Annotated in this window: 10 protein-coding genes; 1 reads left to right on the top strand and 9 read right to left on the bottom strand. The window is 43.0% G+C overall.

All coding sequences use genetic code 11. From position 1 onward, the window contains the following. Positions 1-11: 11 nt before the first annotated feature. The 3 genes from PFZ69_RS13390 to PFZ69_RS13380 form a co-directional block, all read right to left on the bottom strand. On the bottom strand, positions 12-1,340 hold the full coding sequence (locus tag PFZ69_RS13390) for an FAD-dependent oxidoreductase (protein ID WP_270181579.1): 1,329 nt from the start codon (positions 1,338-1,340) through the stop codon (positions 12-14). Positions 1,341-1,469: 129 nt separating this feature from the next. Then, positions 1,470-3,218, bottom strand: a complete 1,749-nt coding sequence (locus PFZ69_RS13385; protein ID WP_270181578.1) for a sensor domain-containing protein — start codon at positions 3,216-3,218, stop codon at positions 1,470-1,472. 206 nt (positions 3,219-3,424) lie between these two features. After that, positions 3,425-3,775 (bottom strand): DUF1516 family protein, encoded by a 351-nt coding sequence (locus PFZ69_RS13380; protein WP_270181577.1) that lies wholly within the window; start codon positions 3,773-3,775, stop codon positions 3,425-3,427. 166 nt (positions 3,776-3,941) lie between these two features. On the opposite strand from PFZ69_RS13380, the gene PFZ69_RS13375 reads away from it, so the two are divergent. Then, complete coding sequence (locus tag PFZ69_RS13375) at positions 3,942-5,135, top strand: ornithine--oxo-acid transaminase (RefSeq protein ID WP_270181576.1); 1,194 nt, start codon at positions 3,942-3,944, stop codon at positions 5,133-5,135. Between the two features lie 39 nt (positions 5,136-5,174). On the opposite strand, the gene PFZ69_RS13370 is transcribed toward PFZ69_RS13375, so the two are convergent. The 6 genes from PFZ69_RS13370 to PFZ69_RS13345 form a co-directional block, all read right to left on the bottom strand. After that, positions 5,175-6,599, bottom strand: coding sequence for an NAD-dependent succinate-semialdehyde dehydrogenase (locus PFZ69_RS13370; RefSeq protein ID WP_270181575.1), 1,425 nt, complete (start codon positions 6,597-6,599; stop codon positions 5,175-5,177). A gap of 66 nt (positions 6,600-6,665) precedes the next feature. Further along, positions 6,666-7,544, bottom strand: coding sequence for a fumarylacetoacetate hydrolase family protein (locus PFZ69_RS13365; protein ID WP_270181574.1), 879 nt, complete (start codon positions 7,542-7,544; stop codon positions 6,666-6,668). 59 nt (positions 7,545-7,603) lie between these two features. After that, positions 7,604-8,734, bottom strand: a complete 1,131-nt coding sequence (locus tag PFZ69_RS13360) for an efflux RND transporter periplasmic adaptor subunit (RefSeq protein WP_270181573.1) — start codon at positions 8,732-8,734, stop codon at positions 7,604-7,606. Between the two features lie 19 nt (positions 8,735-8,753). Next, a complete protein-coding gene (locus PFZ69_RS13355) occupies positions 8,754-9,404 on the bottom strand; it encodes a hypothetical protein (RefSeq protein WP_270181572.1) in 651 nt (216 codons plus the stop codon). Between the two features lie 151 nt (positions 9,405-9,555). Continuing rightward, the gene (locus tag PFZ69_RS13350) at positions 9,556-12,897 is read right to left on the bottom strand and encodes an AAA family ATPase (RefSeq protein ID WP_270181571.1); all 3,342 of its coding nucleotides are present in this window, start codon (positions 12,895-12,897) and stop codon (positions 9,556-9,558) included. Positions 12,898-12,915: 18 nt separating this feature from the next. Next, entirely contained in the window at positions 12,916-14,076 is a 1,161-nt protein-coding gene (locus PFZ69_RS13345) for an exonuclease SbcCD subunit D (RefSeq protein ID WP_270181570.1), read from the bottom strand. Positions 14,077-14,090 lie beyond the last annotated feature (14 nt).

Genomic DNA, 14,090 nt, shown 5'->3' with positions numbered 1-14,090 from the left:
CTCCTTATTCATTAACCAACGTTCCATGGATAATCATCTTTTTTGTTAAAAATCACGCTATGTTCCTTGGCTGAAATTTTCTTCGTATTGCTCCTAGCCGGAAGGAGACCAGCTTGCTTCATCCGATCCCAAATAGTAAACTTCCAAATTCCTAAGCCAGAAGTATTGAGCATCTGCTTGTAGTGTAGAACGGACGAATGTTCCGTTTGCTGCACGCCTTTTATTCTAAGCCTTTGCCATGTGCGGTACGGAAATGAATATAGTAATGCCGCCTGATGGCTGAGACGAGAAACAAATTCCGCTCTTGGCTTTCTTACTTTTTCGTACCATTCAAGGTGATTCCAATCCGTTTGGTTCGTCTTAAACATCCAGCAAAGGAGCTCCCCAAGAACATCAGAGTCTTGAATAGCAAGGTTCATTCCTTCACCAGCCATAGGATGAACACTATGCGCGGCGTCTCCAGTCAAAATAATATTCTCTTTCACATACTGCGAGACATTGTGTCTTACTGGGATCATGAGCTGTATCTTTTTCCAAGAATCGATCTGTTGCACATACCCATCTAATTCAGGGATGAGTTCACAATATGCACGATAAAACGAATCGAGCCCTTCTTTACGCATCGTCTTAAACTCCCCAGGCTTTATCAATAATACGCTGCGGACCTCGTTATTCGGTAAAGGAAATAGCCCTAGGAAACGATTCTGTGTCGTAATGATCGTCGATTGATCAAGGCTATCTGGACGAGGAAACGATACCGTTAGAAATTGATGGTTGTAGGTTGTTTTCTTCATCTCTACGTTCATGGCACTTCTGGTTGGTGATGCTCTTCCTTCAGCACCGATATAAAATTTCGCTTGAACTTCAAGACTGCCCTCTTTCGTCTCGATCAGCGCTTTTTTCTTTTCAGGATCCTCATCTGTAAATCCTGTAAACTTAGCTGGTTGAATGTGCTCGACCGAGTCGTACTTCGATGCCTCTTCAAACAAAAGCTCTTTTAACTTTTCATGCGGGATCATCAAGGAAGTGTTATAAGGTGAATCGATCACGTCATAGCGAAATTCATTTTCACTTAACTTCTTAAGAGAGGAATCATCGAGTCGTTCAAATTCATGAAATTGAATGGATGGAAGAACAACTCCGTTTGCTTTCACCTTCTCAAGCAGGCCGATTCGATCTAAGATATCAAGACTCTTCGGCTGTAAAAGTTCTCCTTTATAAATCAAGCCGCTTTTCTTATCTTTTTCTACGAGCAGGGTCTTCACATTGCTCTGACCAAGTTTCACAGCAAGGGTCAGGCCTGCGATTCCTCCTCCAATAATCAAGACATCGTATCGCATCTCTATCACCTCGTTAATACCCTTCTCTTCCCTTCAATTGAGGGGAATAAACAGCTTGAGGCTCTTGTGTGCGTTAACATAAAAAACCACCTATTGAACCAATTCGATTCAATAGGTGGTTAGATTCCGTTACGTTGCGAGCGGGAATTTACGAGACGTAAGTAATTTCTCAAAGTGTTCTTTGTTTAAAGGTTTACTATAAAAGAACCCTTGCGCGAAATTACATCCAAATCGTTTGACGATTTCGCCCTGTTCCTCTGTTTCGATCCCTTCCGCGACGATCGATAAATTCAGCCCTTCACACATTGTGATCACCGCTTTTACAATCGCTGCGTCCGCACTATTTTCCTTCAAATTGCGAATAAACGATTGATCGATCTTTAAAATATCGAGCGGAAAGTCCTTTAGATAACTAAGTGAAGAGTAGCCAGTGCCAAAGTCATCGATCGAGACTTTGATCCCCATCTTCCTCAACTGCTTTAGCATCGAAATACTATAGTCTGTGTTCACGAGCGTTGTGCTTTCCGTTACTTCTAAATGTAGTGAATGAGGCGATAGCTGAGACTTGTTAAGCGCGTCACGAACAGATTCCACAAAATGTTCGCTCTGGAATTGCCTACCCGAGACGTTCACAGAGATCGAAAGGTGCTCATATCCGAGATCCTGCCACATTTTCGTTTGCATACAAGCTTCATTTAATACCCAGATACCGATCTCTTCAATAAGACCCGTATCTTCAGCAAGCGGGATGAACTGTGCAGGTGATACTAAGCCCAACTTTGGATGATTCCACCTGATCAAGGCTTCACAGGCATAAATCTTCTGTTCATCTAAATTCACTTGAGGCTGATAGAATAGCGTGAGTTCTTCCTTCTCGATGGCTCTGCGTAAATAGCTTTCTAGCTCCAGCCTCTCAAACGCCTGGTCATTCATCTCATCTGTGTAAAATTCAATATGATTTGCGCCCTGCTTTTTCGCTCGGTCTAATGCGATATAAGCATTTCGCATCAATTCATCCATATCGACACCATCATGAGGGAACATACTTATTCCGATTCCTACCGTCATGAAGTATTCCACATCGTTAAACACGATCGGCTCTTTAAGTTCATCGATGATTTTCTTTGCTAAACACAAGGCTTCATTCTCGGCTTTTATACCTGAAAGAATCAACGTGAATTCATCGCCACCGAACCGTGCTAACACGGCATCATCTTGAACGGCTTCTTTCAACTTCGCTGTAACGAGTTTTAATATGTGGTCTCCTTGGTGGTGACCAAGACTATCATTGATAAGCTTGAAACGATCTAAATCTACAAACATAACAGCTACCATCTCATCAGGTGCTTTAAGAGATTCTTGTAATAGATTCTCAAATAAGAGACGATTAGGTAGTTCGGTAAGGACATCATAATAAGCAAGGTGTGCTATTTTTTCTTCTGCTCTAAGCTGCCTCATGATATTTTTACCGATTCCATATGCGCCAACGACTTCCCCATTCTCGATAATAGGAATATTCGTTATGGTAAAAAGAACGCTTTCGCCAGACTTGTGGATTAAATGCACATCATATGACTGAGCATTTCCGTTCAAAGCGAGTTCAAACTTTTCTCTTGTTTTTGAATAATCATTTTGACTTACGAAATCTAGAGAGTATTTGCTCATCACCTCATCGGGCCTATAGCCTAACAATGGTTTAAGAGCAGGGTTCACGCTGGTAATCTTACCGAAAACATCAACAGAATAAACGAGGTTCGGATTTTGTTCAAATAAGGAGTTATAACGTTGCTCAGACTGCTGCAAACTCGCTGCCAACGATTCCAACTCTTCTGTTGATGCCTTTATCAAGTGAGATAATGCCTTTGTTCCTCCATCCAATTCGTTCATCTCCTGCATGTTAAATGATAGTATACGTTCGATTTCCGTCTCTATGTAATATAATGACGTTTAGTTACGTCCATAATAACAAAAAGTATAGGGGCCCGAATACCTTTAAAGCAAAAATATGTCTATTACCCTATTCCTTATATCGGAAGAAAAAACCATTTGTTTAATAAAAAAACCGCCGTATTGGCGGTTTTTGTCTACAGCTGATATAGATGTAGTACAGAATACCCATAAAAAAAGACAAGAAAGAATGCAAATAGAAATTGCAGCCAAAACGGCCAGATCGATTTCCCCTTCTTTCCTCTTACGAGTATCATTTCCATAGATGAAAGCAACCAGATCGCTAGGACTGCTTTTACGATGGAAGGTCCCCAAAAATTATATCCAGAAACTAGTATAATTCCGGAGATCAATGTTAAGACGTACAACGTTCGGAGCACCATATGAGTGATCTTTTGCCCTTTCGCCTTCCCTTTTCTCATAAGAAAGTAGCTAATGATAAAGACCAATAGCGTTAATCCGAATGCAGTATAATGAGCATGAAGCATAGTGATGTTCCTCCTCAGAATGATTACAACGCTTCTATCTTATCATGAAGATGGATTCTCTTGGAAACTATCAGATTATTTTGACTCAAACGATATGAAGGATGCGATTTCATTGTTATAATAATGGAGTGTGACATGAATAAATAGACGGGAGTGACGGAGTATCATGGTACAAACACAAGACATTATTCAAATGACAGAGCAATACGGAGCTAATAACTATCATCCATTACCAATCGTCATCGCAGAAGCAGAGGGAGTTTGGGTTAAGGATCCAGAAGGGAATCGCTACATGGATATGCTCAGTGCGTATTCAGCAGTGAACCAGGGGCATAGACACCCTAAGATCATCCAGGCTCTTAAAGACCAAGCCGATCGCGTCACATTAACTTCTAGAGCATTTCACAATGACCAGCTCGGACCATTTTATCGTAAGATTTCAGAATTTACGAACAAGGACATGGTGTTGCCGATGAATACAGGTGCTGAAGCTGTAGAAACAGCTGTGAAAGCGATGCGCCGCTGGGCTTACGAAGTAAAAGGTGTAGAAAAGGACAAAGCAGAAATTATCGCTTGCGAAGGAAACTTCCACGGTCGTACGATGACAGCTGTTTCTCTATCTTCTGAAGAAGAATATCAGCGCGGATATGGACCGATGCTTCCTGGTATCAAACTCGTTCCATACGGAGACATCGAAGCATTGAAGAAAGCGATCACACCGAATACGGCTGGTTTCTTGTTTGAACCGATTCAAGGTGAAGCAGGGATCAACATCCCTCCAGAAGGGTTCCTAAAAGAAGCTTATGAATATTGTAAAAAACATGACGTTCTCTTCGTTGCTGATGAGATCCAAGCGGGCCTTTGCCGCTCAGGGAAAAAGTTCGCTTGTGACTGGGATGACGTAGAGCCTGATATGTACATCCTTGGTAAAGCACTTGGAGGCGGGGTCTTCCCTATTTCTTGTGTTGCAGCAAACAGTAACGTCCTCGGTGTATTCACTCCGGGCTCTCACGGCTCTACGTTTGGAGGTAATCCGCTAGCTTGTGCTGTTTCAATCGCTTCGATCGAAGTGCTTGAAAATGAAAAGCTTGCCGATCGCTCTCTTGAGCTCGGAAACTATTTTCAGCAGAAACTAAAAGAAATCAACAATCCGGTGATCAAAGAAGTTCGCGGCCGTGGCCTATTCATAGGCGTTGAACTTCATGAAGCTGCACGCCCTTACTGTGAAAAGTTGAAAGAAAGAGGCCTTCTCTGTAAAGAGACGCATGAGACGGTAATCCGTTTCGCACCTCCTCTTATCATCAGTGAAGAAGACCTAAACTGGGCGATCGATCAAATTAAAGAGGTACTTTCAGCATAAAATTAAAGCCCCGCTTAGCCAGCGGGGCTTTTTTCAATGTTATAATCCGATCGAAACATATTTTGTTTCTAGATACGCTTCGATTCCCTCATGTCCACCTTCACGTCCAAGTCCACTTTGTTTCATTCCACCGAACGGTGCTTGCGCAGCAGAAGGAACGCCGTCATTCCATCCAACGATTCCATAATCGAGACCGTTAACGACAGCATTGCCTCTTCGCACACTTTCACTGAATACGTACGCTGCAAGTCCAAAAGGTGTTTGATTTGCATACTTGATCGCTTCTTCATCAGTAGACACTTTTTGAATCGGCGCCACTGGACCAAACGTTTCTTCGTTCATGATCAGCATACCAGGTGTAACGTCCTTCAAGATCGTAGGTCGATAGAAGTAGCATCCGTTCTCTTCGTATCCTTCGCCTCCAAGTGCAACTGTTGCTCCCTGGCTCGTAGCGTTCTTCACATGTTTATCAACTTTGTCATATCCATCTTTATCGATCATCGGTCCGATATCAGTTCCAGATTCAAGACCATTACCGACTTTTAACGCTTTCGTTTTCTCTACGAACCGTTCTACGAACTCGTCGTGAATCTTTTCTTGTACATAAACCCTGTTACCACAAATACACGTTTGCCCACCGTTTCTAAATTTTGAAGCGATGACACCGTCAACAGCTTTTTCGATATCGGCATCATCGAGTACGATGATCGGCGCATGGCCACCAAGCTCGAGCGAAATGTTTTTAACCGTTTCAGAAGCTTGCTCCATCAGCTTCTTCCCGACTTCAGTTGAACCTGTGAACGTCATCTTTCTCACGTGAGGATTACTCATCAGTTCTCCAGCAACCTCTGAAGATTTCCCTGAAACAAGGTTCACAACGCCTTTCGGAATCCCTGCCTCTTCACATAGTTCAACGAGTCGAACTGCAGTTAGGGGCGTTGCAGAAGGTGGCTTGACCACGAACGTACAGCCTGCAGCAAGCGCGGGTGCAAGCTTCCTCGCAATCATTGCAGCTGGAAAATTCCATGGTGTAATCGCACCGACAACACCGACAGGCTGCTTTCGAACTTCCATCATTCTACCTTCTTTATGTGGAGGGATCGTGCGCCCATATACGCGCTTCCCTTCTTCAGCAAACCATTCAACGAATGAAGCCGAATAAGCGACTTCCCCCTTCGATTCATGAAGAGGTTTCCCCATCTCCTTCGTCATTAGCTCTGCTAACTCTTCTTCATGCTCCATCATGAGAGCGTGAAGTTTCTTTAAGTATGAAGCTCGTTCGTATGCAGTAAGATTAGACCATGCAGGAAATGCATCATGTGCAGCTTCGATTGCTTTTTTCGTTTCAGACTTCCCACCGAGTGGAACTGATCCAACCACTTCATTTGTTGCTGGGTTTCTTACTTCGATCTTTTCTAAATCGTGACCTGTCCATTCTCCGTTAATGTAATGCAACTTCTCCATTTGCTAACCCTCCTGATAAACTGGAATCTCGCCATACATTTCCTTTTTTAACGAGCTGTTAAACGCTCACCCTATACTTATTTCATTTTGAAGGGAACCAATTCCTTCAATAGAAATCGTAATCTTATCCCCATCTCTTAAGAACTTAGGAGGTTTGAACCCTTTTCCAACCCCCGAAGGCGTCCCCGTTGCGATAATGTCACCTGCTTCGAGCGTCATTCCTTTTGAAAGTACCGATATGAGCTCTGGAATATCAAAGATAAGATCGCTTGTATTTCCGTTTTGCCTCACCTCATTATTAATCGCTGTAACGATATTCAGCTGATGAGGGTCTTCGATCGCACTTCGGTGAAGAATGGCTGGTCCCATCGGACATGACTGATCAAGACTTTTACCGATAAAGAACTGTCCATGTTTTTTCTGAAGATCACGAGCCGTGATGTCATTCACGATGGTATATCCGAAGACATGCTCCATCGCATCTTCACGAGAAATCCTCTTCCCATCCTTTCCAATAACAATCGCTAGCTCACCTTCATAATCTAGCTGCTCCGAAACGTCTTGTGAGAAAGACAACACCTCATTCGGATTCGAGATGGTTGTCGGTGCTTTTGTAAAAATCATAGGGTCAGATGGAATATCCTTTTCACTTCCCATCTCGATCGCATGATCTCTGTAGTTTTTGCCAACACATAAGACATTCTTATTCACCTTCGGGATTGGAGCCAATAGCGTAATCTCGTTTATTGAGATGCTATACTGATCATTTTTTTCAAGAAGGTTTATCATCTCATCATGCATATCGTTCTTGATCAAATCGACTAAGGTTGAAATTTGTTTTCCTTTATCTTTGAAATACTTGAAGCAATCGATAACCTTTTCCTCTTCTTCTAACCAAACTCCAAACCGCTGTTCTTTCTCATAAAGAAATGATACGTATTTCAAATTTTCATTCTCCCTTCACGATATGTTTAAAAAAGACCTGCAGGTTGCAGGTCTTCTCTCTATCCTTTTGTTTCAGGATCGTTTTCTTTATTCTCAGATAGCAGCTCAGTAAACTCTTCTCTTGGTCGTTTTAACACGTTCTCTTCAACATTAAGACCAGATATCACTTCAACTGCGTTTTCTTTACTTCTTCCAGTTTCAATCGTTCTTAGCTCGAGCTTATCCTTTTCTACGACAACTACATACGATTTATCATCTTTCATGATGATGCTCTCCTCAGGAACGACCGGGGCATCTACGTTTTGATGAAGCGGCACTTCTATCATTACGTGCGTGCCTTCTTTCATTTCGTTTGTTCCTTCCATCAAGACAGTAAAGTTAAAATAGCTAGTTCCCTCTTCGATGGTGTACGGACGGTTTTCAATCAGTGTGATACGCCCAGTTAGTGATTGGCCAGGATACGCAGGCGCTTTGATCGTCACTTCTTGATCGACAGATAGTAAGGGAAGGTCGAGTTCAGAAACAGACCCTTGAACAGCAAGCTCGTTCGACAATACTTTCGCTACAGCTTCTCCATTTTCAGGTGTTCGGTTTAACTCAGCAACAATCCCTTTAAGAGATGACTCTACTTCTCGTTCAACGTCACTGCTCTCGGCTTCCTGGATTTTACGATCGAGCTCTTTCCCTTCTAACTCTGCTAAACGCTTTTTATACTCGGTCTCTCGTATTTGTTCATCGATCCCGAGTAGGAGTTGAATCCTTTCTTCCTCATTCAACTCAGAATTAAGTTGTATGGTTGAAGCCTGTGAAGAAAGGTCATCAAGTTGATCATCCAACACATCGATCTCTGTTTCTACTTTGTTTTCTTCTGCTTTTAGATCTGATACATTCACATCGTTCTCTGCTTCATATTCAAACAGTGCGGTTCCTACTGAAACTTCTTCTCCTTCACTCACCAAAAATGCTGAGATATCGCCCTTCGACTTTTCATAGTAGACTACTTCTTCATCTTGGGGAACAAGGAGACCTTCATAGCTATGTAAATCTTCAAACGTTTCTTTTTTGACCGATACCGTTTCGAGCTTCTTCTCACCTGCAAGAACACGATGGATAACAAAAGTGTTTACAGTTACGAAGATCACAAGAAGCAGACCGACACTTATACTGACTAAGACCGACTTACGGTTCAAGACGAAATCCACCTCTCATTTAAAATGCCGTTCGTATATATGCCATCGCGAAAGCAAGCACGATGTCTAGAATGATGATCCAGGTAACAATGTATCCTCTTCTTCGAGAGGTCGATTGGTATATGGCAGCATACTGTACGATGATGAGCCATACAAAAAACAACGATAGACTATAGCTAAAATAAAGCCAGAATGAATCATCCACGAAAAGATCGATATAAACACCGATACTAAAAGGTGAGATATATGAAGGTTCATGGAGAAACATAATAAATGGCAGCTGCAAGATCATCCCAATCAACAAAATAAACACGCCATAACTATGTATAAACGCTAATCTTTTATACCCCACATCCTGAAAGAACGGCCAAAACAAGAGAGCGCCTACAAGAATGATAGATAAAAAGACAAGTATTGCTAAAATGCCGTCTGAGATCACTTCACTCAATACGAATAGCAGCTTCTCACTTGAGGCTAGCCCCGCATACTCTGGCAGCTCACCAGCGTATTTGATATTCAAAAATGTTGTCGCTGCCGTTACGAGAAATGCAAGTAACGCAAGTAAAAAAAGACGCCACCACGAGCCTTTTATACGGTAAGCCGAACGTAATGTTCGAAAGTGAGTAAAAGGCCTCACAATTCCTTTTCCTAATTTCATAGAGTGCAACATCCATGTTCCTCCTACATTAATTACCTCAACTACTAATCATATTTTTACATAAAATGCGTTAATTTGACAGTCTCTTTCTTCAATTCTTTACATTTATTGTCTCTGTCTAAACAACAAGCCGCCGAGAATACTCTCAGCAGCTCGCTTAACCTTATAAAGTTTCTAGTTCGATTCTACTTCCTTTACCTGAAGGCTCAGACGGGGTGACGATCAGCTTCCTAGGAAGTCTCGCTCGTAATTCAGGTACATGACTGATCACGCCAACTGAAAGGCTTTCTGTTTGCAGCTTCTCAAGCGATGTGATCACCGTATCTAGTAAGCCTTCATCAAGCGTACCGAACCCTTCATCCAGAAAGAAGAACTGTAGCGGATGTGCGCCTCTCAACTGAATTTGTCCCGATAATGCGAGGGCTAATGAAAGTGAAGTTAAAAATGTTTCTCCACCTGATAGCGTTGAAACAGGTCTCTTCACTCCTCCGTTCGCATCATCTCTGATCAGGAATCCACCAGAAGAATCAACTTCAAGCGCATACCGTTGACCCGTTAGATCTCCTAGTTTCTGTGAAGCGTCGAGGCTTACCTGCTCGAGCTGTTCTGATGCGATAAACTCTACAAAGCTATTGCCTCGGAATACAGCTTGAAGTTTGCCTAGCTTCTCAAGCTCATCACTCGTTTTCTTTCGATCGCTTTCTAACTCCATAAAGCGTTCATGGCGTTTCGTAACATCGTCTAGATGATGACGACTTGCCGCAACATGCGAGTGGGCATCGTCCCTCGCTTTCTGCTTTTGCTTCAGAACATCCTCCGCTTCTTTCCATTCTTCTTCTGTAATCTTCTCTCCACCGAGTCTTGCTTCGAGTTCTTCAATTCCATGGATCACGCGATTCCATTCTCTATCGTGCGATTCCACCTCTTCTTCCCACTTTTCTCGAGAGTGTTTCGAAACGTCTGCTTCTCTCACACTCTCGCGATCTTGGAAGATCGATTCCTCTTGTTCTTCCTCGTAAGCAGATCTCGCTTTTTCCAAACGTTCACGTACGTCCTTAACATAGTGGTCATCAGATGCAGCCTGTCTTTCTGCGCTTTGGTAGTGTTCACTCTTTTTCGTTAATTCTTCTTGAGCCGCCTTTTCTGCAGCACGTAGATCCGTTAATCTCTGTTCAACTTGAATATAAGATTCATGCGCTGATCCTTCACCTACTAGTTCTTGAAGGTCTCGTTCAAGTCGTTCTAACTGTTCTTTATTTTGCTGAAGTATACTCTTGATTTCCGCTTTTTGAACAGAGAGAGCTTGAACGTTTTCTTGTAAACTAGCAAAACGTTCTTCTTTCTTCTCGATGTATGGAATGCTTTTTGAAAGGCGTTCTCGAATGACTTCGGCTTCGCCATCCATCTCCTGAAGCTTTGTTACTGTCTCTTCAACTTCATCAATCGTAAAGGAAAGTTCTTCCATCATACGTTCCTTTATTTCATCCGCTCTGACAGAAAGCGTATGCTTCTTTTCTAAGATGGCGGACAGGTTATGATTGACCTGATCGAGTCTGTAGGTATTTTTTGATACAGCCGTGTTGTACTCCTGAAGTTCTTTCCCTAGTTTTCTGATGTACTCTTCAAGCTCACGTACATCTTGAGTGAATGATTTCATTTCGGTGAGGAGATCGTCCGACAACTCGACAGGCTGATCGGAAGTGATATCTTTCACACCCTCATCAAGGTCGAGCATTTGATCAGAGAGCTGTTCGAGCTTGTATTGCAACTGCTTTCCATGTAAAAGGCTATCTTTAAAAGCCTCTCTCTGCTGCTCCGTTTGCTCGATTTTATGTTGCCATTCAAGTGTCTCGTCTTCTCCATCTGCAAGATCAACATGCTCGGTTGCTCCACAAACAGGGCACGCGTCTCCATCCTGCAGTTCTGAAGCAAGCTTGATCGCGATCGCATGAGTCCGACTGTTCTCAAGCTTTTGATAAGCGTCATGAATCTCTTTACTTAATCTTGCTATACGTTGGTCTACCGCTGTTTTGCATGCTGATACACCTTCATAGCTTCTCAACACTCTTTTGAAAAAGGTACGATAGCTTTCTTTCGCTTTTGTGAGCTTCATATTCAAATCTGACTGCGAAGCTTCTAAAGAGTTTTTTTCTTCGTTGATTTTCCGTTCTTCCTCTATCACTTCATCGATCTGCTTCTTAGCACCTTCGTACTCATGCTTTAATTGCTGCGCTGTCGAAAGACGCTTTCGTTCGTCATTCGGAACCTGAAGACCGTCGAGCTTGCGATTTAAATCCTCTTGTAAGTTTCTCGCAACGTTTAAATCGTGCTCAGCCTGTGTCATGGCTTTGTTCGTTTCGTCATCGTCTTCTTTGATCTTGTTCCATTTTACAAGATTTCTTTCTCGTATCGTTTTAAGCTCATCTACTTCTTTCTCAAGCTTTATTCCACGTTCGAGGTCATTCAACCTTTTGATCAATTGTGGTTCTTCACTCTGTTGTTTCGCTCTACTATCATCATGCTTTTTCTTCGCATCTTCATAGTACGTTTTCGCTTCAGTTAAAATTGCTTTCGTACGCTCATAACGGAGACGCGCTTCTTTTTCTTCCTTTTCGGTCGATTCTAGCGTATCCAGATATGGCTTGAGTGCTGAAGCCGCAAACGACCGCTTGATCTTCTTCTTAAGATGATCCATTTCTTCACTTTTCAATAGAAGTTTCGATTTCTTATTCGATAATTCCGTATGCTCTTTCTGAAGTGACCAGATTCTCTCTGCATCGTTTCTTCGTTTCTTCGATGCCTCAAGCTCTTCATTCGCTTTTTCAGCTGCTAGCTCAGCGCTTTTTAACGATTCCTTCGCTTCCTTCAGGTGCTCCTTAGAAGCATCTCCTAGACCCGTTTGCTCTGCTGTAAGCTCATTCAACACGCTTTTTTCTTTATCGACTCGGGCCTTCAGTCTGCGGTTGAACTGATCGCCATATTTCTCTAACTGAAACAGCCTCTGAAGCATCTGACGTCTTTCAGTACCTTTTAACGAAAGAAACTCGGCAAATTTCCCCTGTGGTAAAACGACGGCACGAGTAAAATCATCGATCGTCAATCCAAGAATTTCTTGAATTCTTTGAGATACATCGCGATCTTTATCTGCCAAAACGCTTTCTTCATCAGTGATTTCTACTAGACGAGAGGTCGTTGAGCGTACGGATATGTCTCCAGAACGCTTGTAGCTCCGCTCGACACGGTAATGAACCCCTTCACTGAGTTCAAAGGTAAATGACACGGACAACGTATCTTCTGCATGATTCATGATTCCCTGCGTATTGTTCGTCGCACGTTCGACCTTCCCGTACAATGCGAGCGTCATCGCATCGAGCAAGGAAGATTTTCCACTTCCAGTCGGGCCAAAAATACCAAAAACGCCTCCTTGACAGAGCGCTTCAAAATCTACAACCTGTGGTTCTCTAAAACTATGAAGACCTGATACAGATAATCGTAATGGTTTCACAAGTGGTTTCCTCCTTTCCTACTCATCTTCATCACCGTGAGAAAGCTCTAAAAACAAGCGAACGAGCTCATCATCCGGCTCGCCTCCATCCGTTTGCTGTTCATAAAACCGTTTGAACAGTTCATCGATCGGAAGACTTGATTTTGCCGCGGTATCCTTCTTTTCACTTTTATTAAAAACGGGACGAATATGAATGAACCCGTCATGCTTGCTCCGAAGCCTATGGATTTCCTCGATCGAAAGCGTATCGTTTAAATGCACTTCAAGATCGACCCAGGCATCCTGATCTTTTCCTTCTTCAAGCCAGGTATAGACCTGCTCGATGCCTTGATCTGCAACCCATTTCACAAGAGGTTTCCCTGCATTAAGAGGAACTTCCTCAATATGTGCGAGCCCACCAGGCTCCACCTCGACTAACGTAACCGACTTCGCATGACTTGCTTCAGAAAAGCTGTAAGCAAGAGGTGAACCAGCGTAACGAGCAAGAGCAGAACCTCTTGTAATGGTTTGAGGACGGTGGAGATGTCCAAGTGCAACGTACTGCGCCTCCTTCGGTAACGAGTTCGCAGAGACGGTGTAAGCCCCTCCTACTTGAATTGGCCTTTCTGAATCCGTTTCTCTACTTCCTGCAACATAGATATGACTCATCGCAATATGAACTGCATCGTCAGGAACATCTGAGGAAAGGTCATTAAACAACTTCTCCACCCGATCGTCGTAAGCGAGCTGAAGGACGCCTTCTTCCTGGCTTTCTGTTAAGCATTCGTTTAATCGTGATTCTGAAGGGTACGGAAGAGCAGCGATCGAAAGCGTTTGTCCATTACGAACTGTTAATTGAAGGCGTTCTGCTGTTGGAAAACCGATGATCGTGATCCCATTTCGATCAGCAAGTGGGCGAGATGCCGCTAGACGATCTGGACTATCATGATTACCTGAAATAATGATCAGCGGACGTTCGCCGTTTTGCGTGAGCTTAACAGCCGCATCGTAAAATAACGTTTCTGCAGCTGCTGGAGGATTGACCGTATCGAAGACGTCTCCTGCCATCAAGATCGCATCCACCTCTTCGTCATCAGCGATGGTGATGAGCTCATCAAGAAATGCTTTTTGTTCAGGTAATCTGCTTCGTCCTTCAAGCGTTTTTCCTAAATGCCAATCTGCCGTATGAAGCAACTTCATCGTGTTCACTCCTC

The sequence above is a fragment of the Alkalihalobacillus sp. CinArs1 genome, from assembly GCF_947387515.1.
Lineage (GTDB): Bacteria > Bacillota > Bacilli > Bacillales > Guptibacillaceae > Guptibacillus.
Note: the sequence above shows the minus strand (reverse complement) of the source record. Positions and strands in the feature narration are given on the sequence as shown.

What these genes read in the sequence shown, in the direction of transcription:
- PFZ69_RS13390 (WP_270181579.1), bottom strand. Translation starts at nt 1,340, where the DNA reads ATGCGATACGATGTCTTGATTATTGGAGGAGGAATCGCAGGCCTGACC.
- PFZ69_RS13380 (WP_270181577.1), bottom strand. Translation starts at nt 3,775, where the DNA reads ATGCTTCATGCTCATTATACTGCATTCGGATTAACGCTATTGGTCTTT.
- PFZ69_RS13375 (WP_270181576.1), top strand. Translation starts at nt 3,942, where the DNA reads ATGGTACAAACACAAGACATTATTCAAATGACAGAGCAATACGGAGCT.
- PFZ69_RS13370 (WP_270181575.1), bottom strand. Translation starts at nt 6,599, where the DNA reads ATGGAGAAGTTGCATTACATTAACGGAGAATGGACAGGTCACGATTTA.
- PFZ69_RS13355 (WP_270181572.1), bottom strand. Translation starts at nt 9,404, where the DNA reads ATGTTGCACTCTATGAAATTAGGAAAAGGAATTGTGAGGCCTTTTACT.
- PFZ69_RS13345 (WP_270181570.1), bottom strand. Translation starts at nt 14,076, where the DNA reads ATGAAGTTGCTTCATACGGCAGATTGGCATTTAGGAAAAACGCTTGAA.